General features: G+C 64.9%; 22 protein-coding genes. 10 read left to right on the top strand and 12 right to left on the bottom strand.

Annotated elements, in window-relative coordinates:
• The first annotated feature begins 9 nt into the window (after positions 1-9).
• A complete protein-coding gene (locus ACZ5BO_RS28500; RefSeq protein WP_464697126.1) occupies positions 10-468 on the top strand; it encodes a hypothetical protein in 459 nt (152 codons plus the stop codon).
• 24 nt (positions 469-492) lie between these two features.
• On the top strand, positions 493-858 hold the full coding sequence (locus ACZ5BO_RS28505) for a DUF7079 family protein (protein WP_464697127.1): 366 nt from the start codon (positions 493-495) through the stop codon (positions 856-858).
• A 5-nt stretch (positions 859-863) separates the two neighbouring features.
• On the opposite strand, the gene ACZ5BO_RS28510 is transcribed toward ACZ5BO_RS28505, so the two are convergent.
• Positions 864-1448 carry a hypothetical protein gene (locus ACZ5BO_RS28510; RefSeq protein ID WP_025129523.1) on the bottom strand — a complete coding sequence of 195 codons (585 nt, stop codon included), beginning with the start codon at positions 1446-1448 and terminating at the stop codon, positions 864-866.
• Between the two features lie 127 nt (positions 1449-1575).
• Here ACZ5BO_RS28510 and ACZ5BO_RS28515 point away from each other — a divergent pair, with 127 nt between their 5' ends.
• Positions 1576-2013, top strand: coding sequence for a hypothetical protein (locus ACZ5BO_RS28515; RefSeq protein ID WP_464697128.1), 438 nt, complete (start codon positions 1576-1578; stop codon positions 2011-2013).
• Positions 2014-2128: 115 nt separating this feature from the next.
• On the opposite strand, the gene ACZ5BO_RS28520 is transcribed toward ACZ5BO_RS28515, so the two are convergent.
• Both ACZ5BO_RS28520 and ACZ5BO_RS28525 read right to left on the bottom strand, forming a co-directional pair.
• Positions 2129-4171, bottom strand: a complete 2043-nt coding sequence (locus ACZ5BO_RS28520; protein WP_464697129.1) for a c-type cytochrome — start codon at positions 4169-4171, stop codon at positions 2129-2131.
• 215 nt (positions 4172-4386) lie between these two features.
• Positions 4387-5052 carry an ArsR/SmtB family transcription factor gene (locus ACZ5BO_RS28525; protein ID WP_025129520.1) on the bottom strand — a complete coding sequence of 222 codons (666 nt, stop codon included), beginning with the start codon at positions 5050-5052 and terminating at the stop codon, positions 4387-4389.
• 108 nt (positions 5053-5160) lie between these two features.
• Between ACZ5BO_RS28525 and ACZ5BO_RS28530 the strand changes: the two genes are divergently transcribed.
• The 3 genes from ACZ5BO_RS28530 to ACZ5BO_RS28540 all read left to right on the top strand — a co-directional run bounded on the left by ACZ5BO_RS28530 (position 5161) and on the right by ACZ5BO_RS28540 (position 7870).
• On the top strand, positions 5161-5670 hold the full coding sequence (locus tag ACZ5BO_RS28530) for a DUF2938 domain-containing protein (protein WP_464697130.1): 510 nt from the start codon (positions 5161-5163) through the stop codon (positions 5668-5670).
• A gap of 226 nt (positions 5671-5896) precedes the next feature.
• Positions 5897-6487, top strand: a complete 591-nt coding sequence (locus ACZ5BO_RS28535) for a DedA family protein (protein WP_464697131.1) — start codon at positions 5897-5899, stop codon at positions 6485-6487.
• A gap of 135 nt (positions 6488-6622) precedes the next feature.
• Entirely contained in the window at positions 6623-7870 is a 1248-nt protein-coding gene (locus ACZ5BO_RS28540; RefSeq protein ID WP_464697133.1) for a 2-aminoadipate transaminase, read from the top strand.
• Positions 7871-7894: 24 nt separating this feature from the next.
• Here the strand turns inward: ACZ5BO_RS28540 and ACZ5BO_RS28545 are convergent, their stop codons facing one another.
• Both ACZ5BO_RS28545 and ACZ5BO_RS28550 read right to left on the bottom strand, forming a co-directional pair.
• Complete coding sequence (locus ACZ5BO_RS28545) at positions 7895-8482, bottom strand: hypothetical protein (protein WP_025129516.1); 588 nt, start codon at positions 8480-8482, stop codon at positions 7895-7897.
• A 3-nt stretch (positions 8483-8485) separates the two neighbouring features.
• Positions 8486-8926 (bottom strand): DUF3592 domain-containing protein, encoded by a 441-nt coding sequence (locus tag ACZ5BO_RS28550; protein ID WP_025129515.1) that lies wholly within the window; start codon positions 8924-8926, stop codon positions 8486-8488.
• A gap of 373 nt (positions 8927-9299) precedes the next feature.
• Between ACZ5BO_RS28550 and ACZ5BO_RS28555 the strand changes: the two genes are divergently transcribed.
• Entirely contained in the window at positions 9300-9926 is a 627-nt protein-coding gene (locus tag ACZ5BO_RS28555) for an SMI1/KNR4 family protein (protein WP_464697134.1), read from the top strand.
• Positions 9927-9933: 7 nt separating this feature from the next.
• Here the strand turns inward: ACZ5BO_RS28555 and ACZ5BO_RS28560 are convergent, their stop codons facing one another.
• From ACZ5BO_RS28560 to msrB, 4 genes are all read right to left on the bottom strand, one after another.
• On the bottom strand, positions 9934-10677 hold the full coding sequence (locus ACZ5BO_RS28560) for a hypothetical protein (RefSeq protein ID WP_464697135.1): 744 nt from the start codon (positions 10675-10677) through the stop codon (positions 9934-9936).
• Between the two features lie 90 nt (positions 10678-10767).
• On the bottom strand, positions 10768-11466 hold the full coding sequence (msrA, locus tag ACZ5BO_RS28565) for a peptide-methionine (S)-S-oxide reductase MsrA (protein ID WP_464697136.1): 699 nt from the start codon (positions 11464-11466) through the stop codon (positions 10768-10770).
• Between the two features lie 114 nt (positions 11467-11580).
• The gene (locus ACZ5BO_RS28570; RefSeq protein ID WP_464697137.1) at positions 11581-13386 is read right to left on the bottom strand and encodes a cytochrome c biogenesis protein DipZ; all 1806 of its coding nucleotides are present in this window, start codon (positions 13384-13386) and stop codon (positions 11581-11583) included.
• A 44-nt stretch (positions 13387-13430) separates the two neighbouring features.
• A complete protein-coding gene (gene msrB / locus ACZ5BO_RS28575) occupies positions 13431-13949 on the bottom strand; it encodes a peptide-methionine (R)-S-oxide reductase MsrB (RefSeq protein WP_464697138.1) in 519 nt (172 codons plus the stop codon).
• A gap of 152 nt (positions 13950-14101) precedes the next feature.
• Here msrB and ACZ5BO_RS28580 point away from each other — a divergent pair, with 152 nt between their 5' ends.
• The 3 genes from ACZ5BO_RS28580 to ACZ5BO_RS28590 all read left to right on the top strand — a co-directional run bounded on the left by ACZ5BO_RS28580 (position 14102) and on the right by ACZ5BO_RS28590 (position 17396).
• Positions 14102-14815, top strand: coding sequence for a response regulator transcription factor (locus ACZ5BO_RS28580; protein ID WP_464697140.1), 714 nt, complete (start codon positions 14102-14104; stop codon positions 14813-14815).
• A complete protein-coding gene (locus ACZ5BO_RS28585) occupies positions 14812-16353 on the top strand; it encodes a sensor histidine kinase (protein WP_464697141.1) in 1542 nt (513 codons plus the stop codon). The genes ACZ5BO_RS28580 and ACZ5BO_RS28585 overlap by 4 nt, the downstream gene beginning before the upstream one ends.
• Positions 16354-16535: 182 nt before the next feature.
• Positions 16536-17396 carry a DUF4087 domain-containing protein gene (locus tag ACZ5BO_RS28590; protein WP_464697142.1) on the top strand — a complete coding sequence of 287 codons (861 nt, stop codon included), beginning with the start codon at positions 16536-16538 and terminating at the stop codon, positions 17394-17396.
• Here the strand turns inward: ACZ5BO_RS28590 and ACZ5BO_RS28595 are convergent.
• The 3 genes from ACZ5BO_RS28595 to ACZ5BO_RS28605 all read right to left on the bottom strand — a co-directional run bounded on the left by ACZ5BO_RS28595 (position 17393) and on the right by ACZ5BO_RS28605 (position 20388).
• Positions 17393-18196, bottom strand: a complete 804-nt coding sequence (locus tag ACZ5BO_RS28595; protein ID WP_464697143.1) for a GNAT family N-acetyltransferase — start codon at positions 18194-18196, stop codon at positions 17393-17395. The genes ACZ5BO_RS28590 and ACZ5BO_RS28595 overlap by 4 nt on opposite strands.
• A gap of 26 nt (positions 18197-18222) precedes the next feature.
• Positions 18223-18699, bottom strand: a complete 477-nt coding sequence (locus tag ACZ5BO_RS28600) for an HIT family protein (protein ID WP_464697144.1) — start codon at positions 18697-18699, stop codon at positions 18223-18225.
• Positions 18700-18780: 81 nt separating this feature from the next.
• Positions 18781-20388 carry a 5-guanidino-2-oxopentanoate decarboxylase gene (locus ACZ5BO_RS28605; protein ID WP_464697145.1) on the bottom strand — a complete coding sequence of 536 codons (1608 nt, stop codon included), beginning with the start codon at positions 20386-20388 and terminating at the stop codon, positions 18781-18783.
• Positions 20389-20484: the final 96 nt, after the last annotated feature.

A 20484-nucleotide genomic window follows, 5' to 3' on the forward strand; every position in this document is an offset into this window, starting at 1 on the left:
GATGAGCCCATGGCAAAGCAACCGCTGTTTCGCAAGGTCAACACTCGAACCCGAGGCGTATGGCACAAGCTTCACCCGCCCTACGCCCGGCAGCGCCACAGCAAATCCCTGGCCGCCAGCGAACACCTGCGCGCCAGCATGCACTCGGGAAAGCACCTGGGGCTGGACTACACGCCACTGTTTCGCTTTCTGCTGAGCCGGGTAGGCCAACCGTGGGATGCCGTATTCAGCGAAGCAAAAAGCCGACTGGATCGGGAGGATCCGATTTTCTGGCTGGTCGCCCTGCATGAGCACCAACAGAAGGACTATGTGAGGATCGGCGGCTACAGTTTCTTCAGCGGCTTGTACGTCGATGCCCAGGGCCGACTGCAGAAGGTCGACCCCGATCTGCACGCAGCGACCATGAGTCCTGATTGCCGCTGCTGCACCCATACCTTGAATGGGATCCCGTTCGGCCAACCCTGTTAGCCTCCTCAAGGAGCCCAGCCCGCCATGCCTTGCAGCCCGATCACTGGGCAACAGCTTGCCGATATCCGCTACGCGCTGTCGGACGCCTTTGTCGATAACGCGGTGGACTACGCCCATATTGCCCGGCAAACCCAGGCCTACGACCGGGCGCTAGTGCAGCGCATCCTGTACGACGAAGTGGCGCCGGTGTGCTATGGCAACCTGATGGCGGTGATCCCGGAGGTCTGGATGGGCTTCGATCGCGACTCGTTGCTGGAAGACATCGAGCAGCGCCTGGAGCGCCGACGCAACAGCCGTGTGCAAGCGTTGCGCGACCGTCTGTTCATCCGCTGGATCCGCTTTCGTGGCGCCTATATCTGGGAGCAGATCTGCCGGCACTACGAGCGCTGAACAGCTTACCTTGAGTCGTTCAACCGGGCATCGGCGGAACAGTAGTCACTGGGCTTGAGGCCCACCTGCCCCGGCTGCATTCGTCCCTGGTCGTCGATCTTGCGCAGCAGCGCCGTGCACATGCCGTCCTGGAGAAACACCATCTGATAGGTAGCGCCAGGCTCAGGGATGAAGGTCACGCTCTGTTCGCACACGGCCCTGTAGTCCCGGTTCATTCCCGGCTCGGTGTTGTAGAACTGGAAAGCAAAGGGACGATTGGCCGGGAGCCGCAGTTCGTTGGCGCCAAAACCCTCCTGGCGACGCATGCGGTCGGTCTCGGCCGTCATCGCAATGCCCAGGTTGCGAAAGTTGGGGTTAGCGATGCCTCGGTGAGGCCTGACCATCAGCCCCGAGCCGGGCTTGCGCCAGTCGATGCAGTCGCTGTCGGGCACGCCACGCACCAGCCCCTGGGCAACGATACGGATAAGCGCGGTATCCGCAGCAGCGGCCGGCCCCCGGTAACTCACGGCGGTGGCCTTGAGAGTCGAGAAGTAGGTGCAACCACCCAGCCCCAGGGTCAGGCCCAGCAACAAAAGCGAGTGAAACCTCATGATTCATCCTTGATGGGTCGACTGCGAAGGGAGTCGGGGCAATGCAAAAAATGGCAATCTTACAGCAGCCCAACAGGACGACCGGAGATTTTTCTCCACCCCTTTACCCAGCTCGCAAGGAGCACTGATGCAAACCGACTGGCAGCAAATCCGCGACATGATGAACACGGTGATCGACAGCTGCGAACAGATCGAAAGCGCCGGCTATGGCGAGGCATATCGCTCGGCCAGGGTCTCGATCGACGGGCGCGACTATTCAGTCCATGAGTTCCTGATCAGCGCCTGGACCCTGCCGGAAAACATTCGCTACCAGATCATCCAGGAACGCCACGATCAGGGCGCCTCACTGCCCTATGTACCCGAGTCTGCACGGGCGCTGGTGGCCATGGCCCAGGCCTGCGCCGAGTTGATCGGTGCCGGTGAGAAGGCACCAGCGCAACAGGCGATCAAGGGGATGAACCATTGGTACCGCCAGTACGCCGTCCCCCATATCAGGTCGGCGCTCGAGCAGGCAAAAAACACGGCGCCTGATCACTGGCAGCCTGGGCTCGCTCTACCTTCATAACCCCAGGCCATGTTTCCGACAGCCAGCTCCCAAGAACCTTTTCAGGTCCTTGGGAGCGGTGAACGCCGGGCTCGCTCACGCCGCCGACAGTGGCTAGCGGCGGCAGTGAAGCCCCTCAGTAGCGCGCATCCACCGGACGCCCGCCGTTAGGCCAGTCCTTGACCTTGTCGGGGAAGTCCGGACGCGGTTGGTGGGAGAAGTACTCGGCCACATCCAGGGCTTCCTGGTCCGAGAGGCCGCCCTGGCCCAGGGGGAATTTTTCGTGGAAGCCAATGGGCATGTTGCGTTTGACGAAGGCTGCCGCGGTGTAGGTGCGGGCCATGCCGGCGCCGATGTTGAACGACTGGTCACCCCACAGCGGCGGGAAGATCAGGCTGCCGTCGGCGCGCTTGAGGCCTTCGCCATCGGCACCGTGGCACACCGCGCATTGCTTGGCGTACACCTGCTTGCCGTTGTCGGCATTGGGCTTGAGGGCCGGGTCGATCTTGCCCACGCCGCGTCCGGCGACCTTGTCTTCGGGGCGGGTGTTCATCTTCATCCACTCGAAGTAGGCGACCATGGCTTGCATGTCGGCACCGTTCACCGGCAGCGGCTTGCCGTGCATGGAGCGGCGGAAGCAGCCGTTGATGCGCTCTTCCAGGGTGATGGTCTCGCCCGCCCGCGGCGCGTAGCCGGGGAAGAACGCCGAGACACCGACAAAGGGTGAGCCGTCGGCCACGGTGCCGGCATTGAGGTGGCAGCTGGTGCAATTCAGCGAGTTGCCGACGTTGTCCGGCAGCAGGGCCTTGGTCTCCAGGTGCAGGCGCATGCCGCGCACCACCTGTTCGGCGTTCGGCGCGGCCAGCAGGTTGGCCAGGCGCGGGGTTTCGAACAGGGTGCTTTCCACTTGCGGGCTCAGCTGCGCACGCATTTTCTTCACCTGCGCGGCAGTGATGGCCGAACCGTTGTTGCCCCAGCTGCTGCGCACAAAACTGAGGATCTCGGCGATCTCGCCATCCGCCAGTTGGGCGAAGCCGGGCATGGTGTAGACCCGTGGATGGGCAGCGGTCTGAGCGGTCTGCCAGCCGGTCAGGGTAATGTGCAGCAACGAGGTCGGGTTGGCCGAGGCCACGCTGGGGTTGCCCGCCAGGGACGGGAACATCTGCGGCACACCGGCACCGTCCTGGCGATGGCAGTCGGAGCAGAACTGCGCATAACCCAGGCCGCCACGGGAGGTGAACAGGTTGTTCGGTGGCGCCGCCGGGGTCAGGGCCACGGCGGGCATGGGCAGGTCATCCTTGCCCGCCGGCAGCGACTTGAGATAGGCGGCGATGGCGGTCAGGTCGGCATCGGTGAAGTGCTGGGTGCTGTGGTGGATCACATCGGCCATGTTGCCGGACACCGTGGCAAAGCGGTTCTGCCCGGTCTTGAGCAGTTGTACCGTGTCTTCCACAGTCCACAGGTTACGCAGGCTCAGGGCCCGCCACTCTTCCACGGTCTCGCCGGCCAGGTAGTGCTGACCGCCGGACTCGGTGTCGCTCATGGCCTTCTCCTGGAAGGCAATGCCCCGCGGGGTATGGCAGGAGCCACAGTGGCCCAGGCCCTGGACCAGGTAGGCACCGCGATTGAGCTGCTCATCCTTGTTCGGGTCGGCCTTGAACGGCTGCTTGTCGACGAACACCAGGTTCCAGAACCACAGGCCCCAGCGCTGGTTGAAGGGGAACCCCATGTCGGCTTCCAGGTTGCCCTGGGCCACGGGCTCCACGCCGTGCATCAGGTAGGCGTAGAGCGCGCGCATGTCTTCTTCGGTCATCTTGGCGTAGGACGGATACGGCATGGCCGGGTACAAATGGCTGCCGTTCGGGGTCACGCCTTCACGCATCGCACGATCGAATGCGTCGAAGCTGTAGTTGCCGATACCGGTGTCCTTATCCGGCGTGATGTTGCTGGAGTAGATGGTGCCCATGGGCGTCTTCAACTCCAGACCGCCGGCCATGGTGGCTCCACCCTTGGCGGTGTGACAGGCAATGCAGTCGCCGAGCTGGGCCACGTACTGGCCACGCTGGATCAAGTCGGAATCAGGGCTGGCAGTTGCCGGGGTCGGCTCACTGCCTTGGGCGGGATGTATGCAAAGCAACGCGGCGCCCAGCAGGCACAGGCGGGACAGAGATAAAGCCATCAGGTTATTCCTTTAAAATCCGCCTGGGGTGGTCCCCTCGGCCGATGTCCACAAAGGTTTTTATTAATTGTCTCGGGCCTTCACGGTGCAGGCCCGGGCCCCGATACCTTGTGAGTTCGAGGCTGCTTCCCTTGTAGCGGATTTTTCTGAAAAGCCCGTTGATATGGATCATGGCCCTGTGGGCAATGTCCTGTATGTCGGGTTCTGCGACACTTTTACTCGGTACTCTCCACCCCCAGCCCCGCCGCTTGCCAGTCGCTGAATCCATCGTCCAGCCGACGCACCTTGAAGCCCTTGGTGCGCAGCAAGGCCGCGGCATGCTGCGACAGCACGCAATAGGGCCCGCGGCAGTACGCCACCAGCTCCTGGCCGGCAGGCAGTTCCGCCAGGCGCTGCTCGAGTTCCTCCACGGGAATGTTGATCGCCCCCGGCAAATGCCCCCGGGCGAACTCTTCAGGCGCACGCACGTCCAGCAGGGTCATGCCGCCCTCTTGCAGACGCTGACGCAGCTCATCCCGGGAAATGCCTTCCAGTCGCGTCGGTTGCTGCGCGCTGTCGGCCAGCAGTTCACGGATCTGCCCGTGGTTGTGGTCGACGTACTGGCGCAAGGCACCGAGCAGCGGCGCCAGCGGGCCCTGGGCCAGGCTGTAGAGCACGCGCTTGCCATCCCGCCGGGTCTGCACAAAGCCACCTCGGCGCAGTTGCTGCAAGTGCTGGGACGTATTGGCCACTGAAAGACCTGAGGCCTCCACCAGGCGCTCCACCGGCTGCTCACCGCGAGCGATGTGCTCCAGCAGGATCAAGCGGTGATGGTGCCCGAGAATACGTGCCAGCTCGGCCATGTCGGCCAGGGGCAATTGAGGGGACAGCGAATCGCTCATTGACAGCTCCTGCTGATTTATTGATCATTCAATCATTAAATTGAATGAAAGCTTAACACGGCAATACACTCAACAGAACCGCAGTGCATCACACTTGAAGGAGTTCTTATGCAAGACCTCATGAGGTTGATTTTACCGGCCGTGCTGATCGGCGCCGGTGCCACCCTGATCCTCGACCTTTGGACACTGTTTCTGGCGCGAGCCTTGAACATCCCCGGGCTCAACTGGGCCATGGTCGGACGCTGGATCGGCCATTTTCCCAAGGGACAGTTCAGGCACCAGAACATCGCCGCAGCCGCACCGGTGGCAGGGGAAAAAGCCTTGGGCTGGCTGGCCCACTACCTGATCGGCGTAATCTTTGCGGCACTGTTGCTGCTGATCTGTGGCCCTGGCTGGGCCCACCAGCCGACGTTGGCTCCGGCCCTGATCATTGGCGTACTGACGGTAGCGGCGCCGTTCTTGCTGATGCAACCGGGCATGGGCCTGGGGGTAGCCGCGAGCAACACGCCCAAGCCCCATACCGCCCGGCTGCGCAGCCTGCTGTCCCATTCGGTGTTCGGGCTGGGACTGTATGGCGCAGGAATGTTCTGGGCGTGGCTGCTGGGGCAGACTGTATGACTTCGGCGCAATGAGACCACGCGTTCAAATACGCAGGAAGTGATCAGCTGCCGAAGCGGGCAAACTGCCCCATTGTCTACGCTGGGTGCCGATGACATGACCTCGCTCCATGGTTCTACCTCCCGATGAATATCCTGGGCACTTGTGCCTGCGGATGGAATCAGAGTTCTTTGTCGCATCATTGTCGCGCTGCTTGCGTTCGCGCCCAGTCCAGAAGGCCCTGCCCATGCTCGAACACCTCGACCTCAACGCGCTGATCGCCGCCTACGGCTACTGGGTGATCTTCATCGGTTGCCTGCTGGAGGGCGAAACCGTATTGATCCTCGGCGGCATGGCCGCGCACCAGGGCGCCCTGCAGTGGGCTCAAGTGGTGGGCTGGGCCACCCTCGGCGGAATCCTCGGTGACCAGTTGCTGTTCTGGACCGGGCGCTATTGCGGCGCGCGCCTGCTGCCCCGGCTCAAGCGCCATCAGGCAGCCATCGAACGGGTCCAGGGGCTGATCCAGCGCTACCCCTCGACCTCGGTGTTCGCCGTGCGCTTTCTCTACGGCATGCGCCTGGTGGGCCCGATGGTGATCGGTGCCAGTGGCCTGGCGCCCTGGCGCTTTGCTTTGCTCAATGTGCTGGGCGCTGCGGTCTGGGCGAGCCTGTTCGTCGGCGCCGGGTACTGGGCCGGTGAGGCCTTGCAGCAGTTGTTCGGCGACCTGAAGCCCTATCGCCTGCCGATCGTGATCGCGGTGGTGACGCTGGTGGCTGTGGCCGCACTGATCCGCCATTGGCGGGCCCGGCGCAAGGCGCCCCCGTCACAGGGGCACTGAGTCGCACTCGGCCGGTGCTTGCCGGGCTGCACATCGGGAATTTTCATACTGACCCGGCGACTTTATTTCGTTTGTCGCCAGCCTGCCGGGCCGGCTTAGATAGGCGCTCGTTTCCGGCAGACAGAGCCCGTCCCCATGAACCACGAGAACATCAGCCGCTCGATCTCCACCGTTCACCCGATCTGCCTCAGCCACGGCCGCAATGCCGAAGTCTGGGACAGCGACGGCAAGCGCTATATCGACTTTGTCGGCGGCATCGGCGTGCTCAATCTCGGGCACTGTCACCCGCGCATCGTCGCCGCGATCCAGGAACAGGCAACCCGCCTCACCCACTACGCCTTCAATGCCGCGCCCCACGCTCCCTACATCGAATTCATGCAACGCCTGGCGGCCTTCATCCCGGTCAGCTACCCGGTCAGCGGCATGCTCACCAACAGCGGCGCCGAGGCTGCGGAGAATGCCCTGAAGATCGTCCGCGGCGCCACCGGGCGCAGTGCCGTGGTCGCCTTTGACGGCGGCTTCCACGGTCGCACCCTGGCCACCCTCAACCTCAACGGCAAGGTCGCGCCCTACAAGCAGAAGGTCGGTGTCTTGCCCGGCCCGGTGTACCACCTGCCCTACCCCAGTGCCGACAACGGGGTCAGCTGCGACGAAGCCTTGAAGGCCATGCAACGGTTGTTCAGCGTGGAGATCGATGTCGAGGAGGTGGCCTGCTTCATCCTCGAACCGGTGCAGGGCGAAGGCGGTTTCCTGGCCCTGGACGCCTCGTTCGCCCGGGCCTTGCGCCAGTTCTGCGATGCGCATGGAATCCTGTTGATCGCCGACGAGATCCAGTCCGGCTTCGGTCGTACCGGACAGCGCTTCGCCTTCTCGCGACTGGGCATCGAGCCGGACCTGATCCTGCTGGGCAAGAGCATTGGCGGCGGGGTGCCGCTGGGCGCCGTGGTTGGTCGCAAGGCCCTGCTCGACGTGTTGCCCAAGGGTGGCCTGGGCGGCACCTATTCGGGCAATCCGATGGCCTGCGCGGCCGCCCTGGCGACCCTGGAAGAGATGACCGACGAGCACCTGCAACAGTGGGGCGAGCTTCAGGAGCGGATGATTGTCGAGCGTTATCAGGCGTGGAAAGAGCGCGGACTCACAGCTGCTCTCGGCCGCCTGACCGGGGTCGGCGCCATGCGCGGCATCGAGTTGGTGAATGCCCAGGGCGAACCGGCACCGGAACACCTCGGCAGCCTGCTGAACAGCGCCCGGGAAGCCGGCCTGCTGCTGATGCCCAGCGGCAAGTCGCGGCATATCATTCGCCTGCTCGCCCCCCTGACCACCGAGCCTGAGGTGTTCGAAGAGGGGTTGGATATTCTGCAGGAGTGCCTGGCGCGCCTGTGACCCCAGGCACGCCGGAAGGGACGGCTAGAACAGATAGCCCATGTAGACGGCTGCACCACCGCCCGCCTGTACGCCGGCATTCATGCCGGCCATCACCAGTGCGCCCTTGGCCGAGCGCAGCAGTTGCTCGTTGACCCGGGACGACGCAAAGGCCGAAGCCAGCGGGTTGCTACTGAGGGCTACCGACAGCGCCAACAGCTTGGGGTCCAGGCCGAACAGCAGGGCCGTGGCCGAACCGCCCACCACCAGCCCGGCTCCGACTTCGGTGTACAGGCAAGGACCGGTAACGTCGTCTTCGGTCAGGTCGCGGCTGACCAGGGCATCGCTGACAAACACCTTGCCAGTGCTGGGAAAGGCCTCAGCCGCGCCGGCGCCAGCAACGCTCTTGCCCTTGACCTGGATATTGACCTTGCCGAAACGCGGCAAGCGCGCGCCAAAACCGACGCCCACGCCCAGGCCGCCATAGCGATAGCTGATGTCCTTGCCCTGGGGCGAGCGCAGGATGATCGAACCGCCGCTGCCGGCCACCAGGGCCACGGTCAAGCCACCGCCGCTGGCGGTCTGGTACAGCCATTTACTTTCGTTGACCGGAATCGGAATGCTCAGGGTCATGGTTCAAAGTCCTTTTGCGCGTTGCGAGGTTCGCCCACGCTGGCTGATGACACCCAGCAGGCCGGCGATGGTGAATATCAGGCCGATGAAACCCAGGACGCCCGAGGTGCCCCAGAGTGCCGCCGGATCATCGATGATGGCGCTGTTGGCCGGTTGCTGGGGCAGGTAGTACACCCGCACCGGCTGGTCCTTCTGATAGCCGAAGATAAAGCCGCCCTGAGGGTAGGAAATCTTCTCGCCAGTGCCGGTGGTAAAGGCGATCTCGGGGTGCGAGCCTCCGGCGTTCAGGTCGCTGACGATGCCGTCGGCGGTCTGCGCGCTGGCGAGGAATTCGCGGCGGTCGAGGCTGAGGTTGACGGCGATGACCAGCAGGCCGATGCCGATCAGGGCGAACAGCAGGCCCTGGAAGACCTTGCCGAGGCGTGACGGGGTGGAGTTAGCCATGGGCTGTCTCGATATTCGTCCGTGAAAGAGGGAGGCCACGATAGCAAGAAACCTCCGCCTGGAAAAACCATTGCCAGGGTGTGGATACCCGTCGGCAACAGCGTTCAGGTCCCCCATGACTGCCGGCAAGCGCCTGTTGAAGCACGTGCGGGTCAATCACTAGACGGGCGATACCTTGGTGAGATTTGTCTGCCATAGTCGACGGAAGTTCCTAAACCAGTGCCGGATTCAGCTGTTTTTTTCAGCACACACTGGGGAGGGCCACAGGCGAACAGCGTGCAGCAGCACAAACAATCCACACAACTACTGTTGACCCGGGCCCAGGGGCGATGGATAAGATTGCCCCGCACAAAACACACCGCAAGGACGCTGCATGACCGACCTCCCCCCTTCCGAGCAATGGCCCCCTGCCGGCTGCCCGCCCCTGGCCTGGCCGGCTCTGCCCGATCAGGCCGCACGACTGAGTTGGTATCTGGCGGTGATCGGCGCCTATGGCGCCTTGTGGGAAGGCCACGTCAACGAGCCGCAATTGACCCCTGTCAGCGAAGCGGCCTTGTTGGCACTGGAGCAGCGCCTGGGCTGTCGGTTGCCGGCGTCACTGCGCGACTACCACCGGCAACTGGGGGTCCTGTCCCTGGCGGAAACCCTGTGCAGCGTCGAACCCGGCAGCGTTGCGATCCAGCCACTGCTGGAGGCCTACCCCGGGATTGTCGATATCTCCGGGATCGACCTGGACCTGCCACTGGCTCGACGGTTGATCGCATTCGGCGACTACCTGGGCAACGGCAACCTGTTCTGCTTTGAACGGGATAGCGGCGCGGTCTACTACTTCGACCACGACACGGGCATAGCGCTGACACGCTTCTTCGAGTCTCCCGAAGACTACCTGGACGCGTTGATGCTGCTGACACTGGGCGAGGTCTACGACGACGATGACGGCGTCGAGGCGCTGATCAGCCAGCGCTATGGCGAGGAGCTGATACGCAAGTGGCGCTATTGAACGCGCATCAGTAGCCTCTTTTCTGAAGCTCCTGCTCCCGCATCCTCTCGCAGGCGCCTGCGTCACCCTTGGCGGTATTGATGTTGATGCAGGGGCCTGCCCATCCACTTACGGCCACCGCCGCGACCACCACGACAGCCAGCACGACCCCAACAGCCACGATCACCACCACGTCCCCCACCGAGGAATGGGCAGCCTCGACCTTGCCCGGCGAACCTGGCTCAGCCTCCGGGGCTTGGCTTTGCATGGTGGCCCACAGGGTATAGCGCAAGGCCTCAGCCTCCGAACCTGGCCCTCCCATACGCTGGCAGGCCTGCAACGCCTGGTCGACGTAGACATCGCCCTCTTGGCGCGGCGCGCCGTCAGCACGCGCCTGCCGGGCATTGAACTCATCGATCAGGGTCTTGAGTTGCATTTCGTCTGCCTGCTGGGCAGCCAGGCACTCGCTCTGGGTGTCGAACCGCCGGCTGGTTCTGCTCAGCGCCTCCAGCCATTGGCCGGCATCCAGGTAGAAGCCGAACTGACTGCCATCCGGCAAGACCTGCTGATACAGCCTGAGGCTGCCGTCAAAATGCTTTCCGGTGTAGCTCAGCCGCCGCATCTGCTCCTCGGGCAGCGGTTGATTGAGGGGATAGCCATACACCTGAGGCCCGGTGACTGTCGGTCTGGGTTTGACCGGCGTCGCGGTACAACCGTCGAGCAATGAAACCACCATCACCAGACTCAAGACACTGCACAGCATCCTTTGCATGAAATGCCCCGGGCACGGCGGACGGCTCAACAGCCAGGCGCGAGATTACGCCTTGTTCCTGTCGCTGTTTCGGCCACCTGGGGCAAAGCCTTAGCGCCCGGTTTTCACCAATACCGGCTGCTGCTGATATCGCTCTGGAAACAGCTGTTTGAGGTGCGCGACCTTGGGCAGGTCGTTGATCACGATGTAGGGATAAGTGGGGTGTTCAGTTAGAAAGTCCTGGTGATAATCCTCTGCCGGGTAAAACGTCTGGCCAGTTTCCAGACGGGTGACAATGGGTTTGTCGAACCCGTGGGCCGCATCCAGCTGGGCGATATAGGCCTGGGCCACCCGCTGTTGCTCGGCCGATTGAGGGAACAGCGCCGAGCGATACTGGGTGCCGCTGTCCGGCCCCTGGCGGTTGAGCTCGGTGGGGTTGTGGGCCACCGAGAAATAGATCTGCAGCAAACTGCCGTAGCTGACCTGGGCCGGATCGAAGGTCACCTGCACCGATTCGGCATGGCCAGTGTCACCGTCGCTGACCCGCTCGTATTGCGCGGTGTCTGCCGAACCTCCGGCGTAACCTGAAACCGCGCGCTGCACACCCTTGACGTGGGCGAACACGCCTTGCACGCCCCAGAAACAGCCTCCGGCAAACACCGCCGTTTCACTGCTGGCCTGATTGGTTTCATCCAGCACCGGAGGGGCGAGCGCCACGGCCTCTTCGGAGCCGCCGAAGGAGAAAGCCTGGCTCTGCCCTGCTCCGCCCAGCGCCATCAATGTCATCAGTACCGCCCAGAAACGCTTCATGCCTGCGTGCTCCTGTTGTCGCTGTCGCAGGTTCTGGGGGCGCCCGGATATCCAGGCCCGCGAGGGTTTCGCGGTGAGTCCGGACGCCACCAGCCTGCCTGGCTCTAGGGTTTTTCAACCAAAGGTAAAGGCGTAAGCCGCCACGCCCGGGTCGAGAAATTCGATGCTGAAGCTGTGATCGGTGATGTCCCCCGACTGACGCACCAGTTGATACAAACGTTGCTCGGTGACCTGGCCGCTGCCGTCGGGAGCCACATCCACACCGTGGGCCGGGCCCGGCGCCTGGCCATCGATCAGCACCTTGAAGCGCACCGGCTTGCCATCGGCCCCCGGCCCCAGCACCAGGTGCAGGTCACGGGCATGGAAGCGATACACCACCGCAGCTCCCGGCGCTGTGGCGAGGGCGCTCTCGGCCCCGACCTTCCATTGCCCACGCAGGCCCCAGTCGTTCAACGCCAGATCACGGGGTACGCTGTACGCGGCCACGGTGTCCGGGGCCAGGCTGGCCTGGGGCACGAAATTCTCCGCGCGTTGGTAACCCAGGTAGGTTTCCGGCGATTGCACCTCGCCCATGTCCGCCGCCTGTTGCACACCCTGGGCGTCGGCCTGGATCAGGCCGCCGGCCACCTTGGCATTGCCGGCCTCGCGCAGCAGTTGCTGGATCACCCGCTCCGACTCGGCGTACTGCCCCTCGCCGAAGTGGTGATAGCGAATCCGCCCCTGGGCATCGGCGAAGTAGTGCGCCGGCCAGTACTGATTGTTGAAGGCGCGCCAGATCCGGTAGTCATTGTCGATCGCCACCGGGTAACTGATGCCCAGGTCCTCCATGGCCTTGGTGACATTGGCCACGTCCCGTTCGAAGGCGAACTCCGGTGCGTGCACGCCGATCACCACCAGCCCCTGGTCGCGGTACTTCTCGGCCCAGGCCTTGACGTAGGGCAGGCTGCGCAGGCAATTGATGCAGGAGTAGGTCCAGAAATCCACCAGCACCACCTTGCCCTTGAGTGCCTCGGCGCTCAGGGGCGGCGAGTTCAACCATTGCACCGCGCCGTCCAGGGCTGGTAGTTGGCCTTGCACCGGTAACTGCGAAGCTCCCGCGGCCCTGTTCATCGCGCCGCCAGCCGCCAGCATTGCGGCATCTGGCTGATCGGCGGCAGGCAGGTTCTGCGCCACCATCGCTCCACCCTGGTCTTGTGGAGCACCCAGCAGGCGCCCCACCAGGGCCTGCTCCAGGCCACCGGTGGACGCCGTGGAGACTCGCGCCAGAATTCCCGTGTCCCAGCCCATGGCAATCGCCACCACGCCCACCAGCATCGCCGCCCCCAGGCCCTTGCGCAGCCATTCACCGGCGCCGAGGGAACGCTTCATGGCGGTCAATAGCTTGCCGCCCAGCAGCAGGGCCACGGCCAGCGAGGTAGCAGCCCCGGCGGCGTAGGCCAGAAGCAGCAGGCTGGTACCGATGTTGGCCCCCTGCAGCGCGGCGCCGGTCAGCAGCAAGCCGAGAATCGGCCCGGCGCAGGGTGCCCACAGCAGGCCCGTGGCGACGCCGATCAATAACAAAGCGCCGGGCCGCGGCCGTGGGTCGTGGCCGGCAGCCTCCGACAGCCTTGCGCCCATGGCCACCAGGGGCCGGGTCAGCCTTTCGGCCAGCCGCGGCAGCAGCAGCGTCAGCGCGAATAGCGCAACGAACAGCAACGCGAGCCAGCGACCGTACTGATTGACTCGCACCACCCAGCCGCCGCCCACTGCCGCCAGGGTGGCGACCACGGCAAAGGTCAGGGCCATCCCCAGCAGCAGCGGCAAGCCACTGCGCAAAAACGGCTGCCCGGTGCGAGCGAAGACAAAGGGCAATACCGGCAGAATGCACGGGCTGAGAATGGTCAGTACACCGCCCAGATAAGCGAGTAGCAGTAGCCACATGACGTCGTCCTTAAGTAATTGAAAAACAAGCCTGGGACCCGGCCTCAGGCCGCTTGCGCGATGAAGTTCATGGCCAGCCCGTTCATGCAGTAGCGCAGGCCGGTGGGCGCCGGGCCATCGTCGAACACATGCCCCAGGTGGCCGCAACAGCGCCGGCAATGCACCTCAGTGCGCTGCAGGCCGAAGGCCCGGTCGGAACGCTCGGCCACCGCGTGTTCCAGGGGGGCCCAGAAACTCGGCCAGCCGGTGTGGCTGTCGAACTTGTTGGCAGATGGAAACAACGCTAGCTGGCAACCGGCACAACTGAAGGTGCCGGCGCGATGCTCATCGTTCAGCGGGCTGCTGTAGGCCCGTTCGGTGCCTTGCTTGCGCAGTACCTGGTACTGCTCGGCGCTGAGCAGGTCGCGCCACTCGCGGTCGCTGTGGCTGACCTCGAAGGCCTCCTCGGCAACCGCCGGCTCGATCAGCGAGGCATCGCCCCCCAGGCGTGGCAGAACCTCAAGGGCCAGGGCGGCAAACCCGAGGCTGCCCCCTGCCAGCAGAAACTGTCGCCGTGTGAACATCAGCGTCTCCCGAAATCGACGTCGTGGGTTTGAACAGAGCCTAAGCTTCGGGTGATCGCCAAATCCTCACGCGCAGTTAAACAATTCGTGATAACTGGCCGCGGTAAAACACCGCACAATGCGCCCATTGCCCCCTGTGAGGCCGAGTGTCGATGGAACAAGCCAAACGCGTGCTGGTGGTCGAGGACGACCAGCACATTGCCGACCTGATCGCCCTGCACCTGCGGGACGAGCAACTGGATGTGGTGCACAGCGCCGACGGCAACGAAGGCCTGCGCCTGCTGGAACAGGGCGGCTGGGATGCGCTGATCCTCGACCTGATGCTGCCCGGGGTCGACGGCCTGGAGATCTGCCGCCGGGCCCGGGCCATGGCCCGCTATACGCCGATCATCATCACCAGCGCGCGCTCCAGCGAGATGCACCGCATCCTCGGCCTGGAGCTGGGGGCCGACGACTACCTGGCCAAGCCGTTCTCCGTGCTCGAGCTGGTCGCCCGGGTCAAGGCCCTGCTGCGCCGGGTCGACGCCCTGGCGCGCAACCTGAAGCTGGACAGCGGCAGCCTGGACATCGACGGTCTGGCCATCGATCCCCTGACCCGCGACGTCGCCCTTGAGGGACGGCGCCTGGAACTCACGCCGCGGGAGTTCGACCTGCTGTACTTCTTCGCCCGCCAGCCGGGCAAGGTGTTCTCGCGCATGGACCTGCTCAACGCCGTATGGGGCTACAACCACGAAGGCTACGAGCACACGGTCAACACCCACATCAATCGCCTGCGGGCCAAGATCGAGCACGACCCGACGCAACCGGCGCGGATCCTCACGGTCTGGGGCCGCGGCTACAAGTTCGCCGTCCAGGAGCCGGCATGAGGCTGACCCTGACCCAGCGCCTGTCCCTGGTGTTCGCCCTGCTGTTGCTGGTGTGCTGCTCCACCTCGGCCTGGCTGCAGGTACGCGCCAGCCGCATGCACGAACTGGAAGTGGTGCAGGGCCTGTCCCGGGACCTGGCGGCGCACATTGCCCAGGACACCCAATTGATGGACGCCAACGGCCTGATGCCCAACGCCCTGCGGGAGCTGTTCAGCCAGCTGATGCTGGTCAACCCCAGTGTCGAGGTGTACCTGCTCGATCCCCAGGGGCGGATCGTCGGCAACGCCGCCCCGGCCGGGCGTCTGCGCCGCCAGCAGGTGGACCTGGCCCCGGTACAGCGCCTGCTCAAGGGCGACCCGTTGCCGATCCTCGGCGACGACCCGCGCAGCCCGGACGGACGCAAGGTGTTCAGCGCAGCGCCCTTGATGGTGGGCGGCCAGCAGGCCGGCTACCTGTACGTGGTGCTGCTCAGTGAAGCGCACGACCGCTTCGCCGAGCGTGGCGCCACCAGCGCGGCGCTGAACATTGCCCTGTGGTCCATCGCCCTGGTGGCCCTGCTGTGCCTGATCGCCGGCCTGACCGCCTTTGCCCTGATCACCCGGCCATTGCGCACCCTCACCGAGCGGGTCAGCGGTTTCGATATCGACGGTGCCCCGGCCATCGATGATCCGCTCCCGACACAGACCCTGACCGAGGCGCCAAAAGACAGCAGCAGCCACGACGAGATCGCCGTGCTCGACGCCACCTTCCGCCAGATGCAGGCCCGCCTCAATCAGCAATGGCGCTCCCTGACCCGCCAGGACCAGGAGCGCCGGGAACTGGTGGCGAATATTTCCCACGACCTGCGCACGCCACTGTCGTCGCTGCACGGCTACCTGGAAACCCTATCGCTCAAGGACGCCAGCCTGAGCCCCGAAGAGCGCCGGCGCTACCTGGGCATCGCCCTCGACCAGAGCCGCAAGGTCAGTGGCCTGGCCCAGGCGCTGCTGGAGCTGGTACGCCTGGAGCATGGTTTCGTCGAGCCGGTGCTCGAGAGGTTTTCCCTGAGCGACCTGGTGCAGGACATCTTCCAGAAATTCGAACTGGGGGCCGAAGCGCGGCAGGTGCGGCTCAAGGCGCAATTCGCCCCGGGGGCCTGGGGCGTGTGCGCCGACCTCGGGCTGATCGAGCGCGTGTTGACCAATCTGTTCGACAACGCCCTGCGCCATGTCCCCGCCGGAGGCGAGATCGACATCAGCCTGCAGGCGGATGGTTCCCAGGTGCTGGTGATCGTCAGCGACAACGGCCCGGGCATTGCCCCGGAGCTGCGGGAGGGACTGTTCCTGCGGCCATTCACTATCGGTGGTGCGCGCCGCGACGGCGGCCTCGGGTTGCGCATCGTGCACCGTATCCTGCAACTGCACGGGGTGACCATCGAGCTACTGGATGTGCCCGGGCGCGGCGCGAGCTTTCGCTTTGCCTTGCCGCAGGATCTGCCTACGGCCAAGGCCTGGGCCGGACAATCCCGGGGCAATCCGGCCCATTCCGGCACAACCTGAGTGGCACCTGAAGGCGACCGAACATGGCGATGTATCGACCGATACCCGCCATCGTGCGCCGGTCCGCGCCGACCCTGAAGGGCCGCGTTCAGGATTGCCCTCCGCTGCCCTGCACCGCTGTTTACCGATAACCGCCCGGGCGTACACTGGCCGCCCGCTTTGTCGCCGAACAAGGATGCTCCATGCTGCGCCCTGCCCTGTCTGCCACCCTGCTGCTGATCGCCTTGCCCACCGTTGCCGCACCGGCCAAGGTCGAACGCCGCTGCGGCTGGTTCGAAAACCCGACGCCCGCCAACGCCACCCTCACCGATCGCGACGGCACCTGGGAAATCGCCAGCCAGGGCGGTTACCAGGCCCAGGGCGACTGGCCGGCGTTCAATGGCCAGCAGTGGGTCCAGACCCACAATCATTATGGCTACGGCTGTGCCTGCATCACCGCCAGCGCCAACCGCAAGACCGCACGCCTGGACAACCTGACCCAGGCCAAGGTACAGCCGCTGGCGACCTGTCGTGCCGATCCACGGCTGGAAGAACCGGCACACCCGGCGGCCAGCTTGCCGCCGTTGCCCAAAGGTTCTCCCTGGTATCAGGGCCAGGGCTTCGGCCTGCACTATCCCAAGGGCTGGAAGCTGAGCAAGAGCGAGCACTGCATCACCCTGGATCACCCCAAGAAACCCCGGATCGAGGAGTACACCCTGCACCTGTGCCGGCACCAGGACAGCCTGGAGCAGGCCGCCGACAGCCTGGTGTTCTATCAGGATCACGGGGTATGGATGCGCAGTGCCGGAAAGAGCCCGCCAAGCCCGGTTCAGACCCTGGACGGCCCAGGCTGGCAGGGCCTGGTGGCCTACCAGAGCTGCGGCGTGGGCGATGCACTGACCGGCTACCACGCCGCAGGGGGCAATTGCCTGATGGCGCTCATCTATGACCAACGCAACCAGGTGGTGATCGAGAGCGCCGGGGTCTACCAGGACTTCACCACCCTGCACGGGATCATCGGCTCGATTCGCTTCGATGCCGATTCCGCCGCGCCGCAGGACTAAGGCACGGCCGCGAGCCGATACAGGCTCTGTGCATGGGACAGCTGCAGGCCGCAGTGCTGCAGATTGCGCCGGCTCTGGGAACTGGCCAGGGCCGTGGCCGCCACCTGCTGGCAACCCCAGGCCCGGGCCTGGTGGATGCGCTGGGCAATCAGCAGGCGGTGGTAACCCCGACCACGGGCAGCCTTGCTGGTGAAGGCCGTGCCCAGGTACGCCACGCCATTGCTGGCGGCGAACAGGGCCGCGCCAGCAACCGCCACACCCTGCTCGCGGAGCAGATACAGCGCCGCTCGCGAATCCTCCAGCAACGCCCCGAACGCCGCCTGGTTGAGCTGCCGGGCTTCGTGGTTCTTGGCGAAGCCTTCACCGTGCAGCCGGGCAAAGTCCCCCAGGGTTGCGGCCGTCACCAGTTCGATCTCGCCAGGCACAACACTGCCGGGAAGGCTGTCGAGCGACGCAGTCATTTGCACATGGGTCCAGCCCCTGAGCTTGCACAGCGGTTGCCCCGCCAGTTCCAGGGTGTCGGGAACCTTGGTAGAGGCGCCGATCAGCGCCACAACCGGGGAATATGCCGCGTACTGGCCCAGAAGTGCCGCCAGCGCCGCACCATCCTGCACGCCATCACCCTGTACTCGATTCAACATCGGGCTGTTGCTGGCACCCAGCACGAAGGCACCGCAACGGTCGCTGCCACTGAGCAGGGCCCGATAGGGGTTGCCCGGCAGCGCTGCCAACCCGGCCACCCGGGAACGCAAGTATTGCTGTTCGGCGAACTCGATCGCCTGGGCATTGCGGTGTTGCATGTCGATCCACTCCTTGGGCAAAAGACTCAGCGCGCTCCGGCCGGTGTTTCATTGACCCAGGGCACCCGCACCTGCTCGGCAATCGCCTCGGCCTGGGCCTGCAGCAGCTCGAGCCGGGTGCGACGGCCGAAGAGCCCGGTGAAATGCAGCAACAGGCGCCCGGCAAAGCCCAGGGCATCGCCGCGACGACGGGGAATCAGGTGCAGGTGGGCGTGGGGAATGTGCTGGTTGGTGGCCCGACCGTCGTTGACCAGCAGGTGAGTACCTTCGATGCCGTAGCCGGCACGGCGTTGCGCGGCCACCAGGCCGTCGTACACCTGGTACAGGTGCTGGCGGACGAAGCCGGGCAACTGATCGAGTTTTTCCACATGGGACTGGGGAATCAGCAGAACATGGCCCTCCCCCAGCGGATGCACGTCCATGAAGGCCATGCAGTGTTCGTCGCGGTAGACCACCGCGGCTGGCAGGGCTCCAGCAATAATCTGGCAGAAAATGCAGCTCATCCTTGAATCCTCGAGTGGCAAGGTCGGTCCTGACGGGCGCCGCCAATGTAACCTACCTTGCCCCTTGAGCGAGTCTTCGGATCAGTCCAGGGCCAGATAGGCTCCGGCGTCGACCTCGATCATCACCGGCTGCCGGGTCTCCTGCAGGGTCAGCAGCAGGTCCTGCAACTGTGCCGGCGAATCAGCGCGGTGGTGCGCCACATGGCAACTGCGCGCCAGGGCCTGGAAGTCCGGAGTGAGGATGTCCACCCCCAGCGGCTCGATGTCCCGGGCCAGCATGTAGTCGCGGATCTCGCCGTAGCACTGGTTGTTCCACACCAGCAGGATCACCCCGATCTGTGCCTCGCGGGCCGCGATCAGCTCGCCACTGGTGAACTGCAGCCCACCGTCGCCCACCAGGGCCACCACCGGACGCTCGGGCCGCGCCAGCTTGGCGCCCATGGCGGCCGGCAAACCATAGCCCAGGGTGCCGTAGCCGCTGCCGGCGTTGAACCAGCTGGCCGGCGCCGGGGCCTGGTAGCCGCTGGCGCCCTGATACACCGGCTGGGTCGAGTCCCCCACCAGGATCGGCGTGTCGAGGGTGTCGCGCAGCAGGTCCAGCAGGCCCTGCAAGCCGTGCTGCTTGGGGCTCCAGCCCGCGCGTTCGGCCTGGTTTACCCGCTGCACGCTGTCCACTGCCCAACGCCCGCGAGAACTGGCTGGCGGGGCTTTTTCCAGCAGGGCCTGCAAGCCTTCCCGGGCATCGCCCACCAGGCCGACATGGGCCCGCTGCACGCCCATGACCTGCATCGGGTCGATGTCCAGGCGAATCAATGAGCCCTTGAAGCGCAATGGCCCCAGACCAAAGAAGTCGTAGTCGGTTTCCCCCAGTTCGGTGCCTACGGCCAGCACCACATCGGCTTCGTCGATCAGTGCCCGGCCATGGCTCGAAGACTGTACCCCGTCCAGCAGCAGCGGGTGGCCGCAGGGCAGCAGGCCGCGGGCGTTGGTGGTCAGGGCCACCGGTGCCTGCAGGCGCTCGGCCAGTTGGCGCAGCACTTCGGCGCAGCCCCGGGCGCCACCACCGGCCAGAATCAGCGGGCGGTGGGCACTGTTGAGCAGGACCGCCGCCGCCTCGATCGAGACGCCTGCCGGTGCCGGTGCACCGGGCAGGCTGCGGGGCATCAGGTTAAGGCTGTCGGCCGGCATTTCCAGCACGTCCAGGGGGATCTCGATATGCACCGGCCGCGGTCGTGCGCATTTGAACACGGCAAAGGCCCGAGCCAGGAGTTCCGGCAGCTCGGCTGGCGCCTGCAGGGTGTGACTGAAGGCACAGACCCCGGCCACCATCGCCCGTTGATCCGGCAGCTCATGCAGATGGCCGTGGCCCAGGCGCAGGTGCTCGCGCCGGTTCACGGTGGAGATCACCAGCATCGGCACCGAATCGGCGTAGGCCTGGCCCATGGCGGTGAGGATATTGGTCATGCCTGGGCCGGTGATGATGAAGCACACACCGGGCTTGCCACTGGCACGGGCATAGCCGTCGGCCATGAATCCCGCGCCCTGTTCATGCCGCGGGCTGACGTGCCGCAGGCGGCTGCCATGCAACCCGCGATACAGCTCAACCGTGTGCACGCCGGGAATCCCGAACACCGTGTCCACGCCATAACCTTCCAGCAAACGAACCAGCGACTGCGCACAGGTGGTCATCGACTACTCCTCTTGTTCTTATAGGCGGACGACACCCTGCGCCCGGCTGATGTCGAGGGACATTAGTCGCTGCACCCAGGCTGCAACAATCGAAAT

The sequence above is a fragment of the Pseudomonas sp. FFPRI_1 genome (genome assembly GCF_055384485.1).

What these genes read in the sequence shown, in the direction of transcription:
- ACZ5BO_RS28500 (WP_464697126.1), top strand. Translation starts at nt 10, where the DNA reads ATGGCAAAGCAACCGCTGTTTCGCAAGGTCAACACTCGAACCCGAGGC.
- ACZ5BO_RS28505 (WP_464697127.1), top strand. Translation starts at nt 493, where the DNA reads ATGCCTTGCAGCCCGATCACTGGGCAACAGCTTGCCGATATCCGCTAC.
- ACZ5BO_RS28510 (WP_025129523.1), bottom strand. Translation starts at nt 1,448, where the DNA reads ATGAGGTTTCACTCGCTTTTGTTGCTGGGCCTGACCCTGGGGCTGGGT.
- ACZ5BO_RS28515 (WP_464697128.1), top strand. Translation starts at nt 1,576, where the DNA reads ATGCAAACCGACTGGCAGCAAATCCGCGACATGATGAACACGGTGATC.
- ACZ5BO_RS28520 (WP_464697129.1), bottom strand. Translation starts at nt 4,171, where the DNA reads ATGGCTTTATCTCTGTCCCGCCTGTGCCTGCTGGGCGCCGCGTTGCTT.
- ACZ5BO_RS28525 (WP_025129520.1), bottom strand. Translation starts at nt 5,052, where the DNA reads ATGAGCGATTCGCTGTCCCCTCAATTGCCCCTGGCCGACATGGCCGAG.
- ACZ5BO_RS28530 (WP_464697130.1), top strand. Translation starts at nt 5,161, where the DNA reads ATGCAAGACCTCATGAGGTTGATTTTACCGGCCGTGCTGATCGGCGCC.
- ACZ5BO_RS28535 (WP_464697131.1), top strand. Translation starts at nt 5,897, where the DNA reads ATGCTCGAACACCTCGACCTCAACGCGCTGATCGCCGCCTACGGCTAC.
- ACZ5BO_RS28540 (WP_464697133.1), top strand. Translation starts at nt 6,623, where the DNA reads ATGAACCACGAGAACATCAGCCGCTCGATCTCCACCGTTCACCCGATC.
- ACZ5BO_RS28545 (WP_025129516.1), bottom strand. Translation starts at nt 8,482, where the DNA reads ATGACCCTGAGCATTCCGATTCCGGTCAACGAAAGTAAATGGCTGTAC.
- ACZ5BO_RS28550 (WP_025129515.1), bottom strand. Translation starts at nt 8,926, where the DNA reads ATGGCTAACTCCACCCCGTCACGCCTCGGCAAGGTCTTCCAGGGCCTG.
- ACZ5BO_RS28555 (WP_464697134.1), top strand. Translation starts at nt 9,300, where the DNA reads ATGACCGACCTCCCCCCTTCCGAGCAATGGCCCCCTGCCGGCTGCCCG.
- ACZ5BO_RS28560 (WP_464697135.1), bottom strand. Translation starts at nt 10,677, where the DNA reads ATGCAAAGGATGCTGTGCAGTGTCTTGAGTCTGGTGATGGTGGTTTCA.
- msrA (WP_464697136.1), bottom strand. Translation starts at nt 11,466, where the DNA reads ATGAAGCGTTTCTGGGCGGTACTGATGACATTGATGGCGCTGGGCGGA.
- ACZ5BO_RS28570 (WP_464697137.1), bottom strand. Translation starts at nt 13,386, where the DNA reads ATGTGGCTACTGCTACTCGCTTATCTGGGCGGTGTACTGACCATTCTC.
- msrB (WP_464697138.1), bottom strand. Translation starts at nt 13,949, where the DNA reads ATGTTCACACGGCGACAGTTTCTGCTGGCAGGGGGCAGCCTCGGGTTT.
- ACZ5BO_RS28580 (WP_464697140.1), top strand. Translation starts at nt 14,102, where the DNA reads ATGGAACAAGCCAAACGCGTGCTGGTGGTCGAGGACGACCAGCACATT.
- ACZ5BO_RS28585 (WP_464697141.1), top strand. Translation starts at nt 14,812, where the DNA reads ATGAGGCTGACCCTGACCCAGCGCCTGTCCCTGGTGTTCGCCCTGCTG.
- ACZ5BO_RS28590 (WP_464697142.1), top strand. Translation starts at nt 16,536, where the DNA reads ATGCTGCGCCCTGCCCTGTCTGCCACCCTGCTGCTGATCGCCTTGCCC.
- ACZ5BO_RS28595 (WP_464697143.1), bottom strand. Translation starts at nt 18,196, where the DNA reads ATGCAACACCGCAATGCCCAGGCGATCGAGTTCGCCGAACAGCAATAC.
- ACZ5BO_RS28600 (WP_464697144.1), bottom strand. Translation starts at nt 18,699, where the DNA reads ATGAGCTGCATTTTCTGCCAGATTATTGCTGGAGCCCTGCCAGCCGCG.
- ACZ5BO_RS28605 (WP_464697145.1), bottom strand. Translation starts at nt 20,388, where the DNA reads ATGACCACCTGTGCGCAGTCGCTGGTTCGTTTGCTGGAAGGTTATGGC.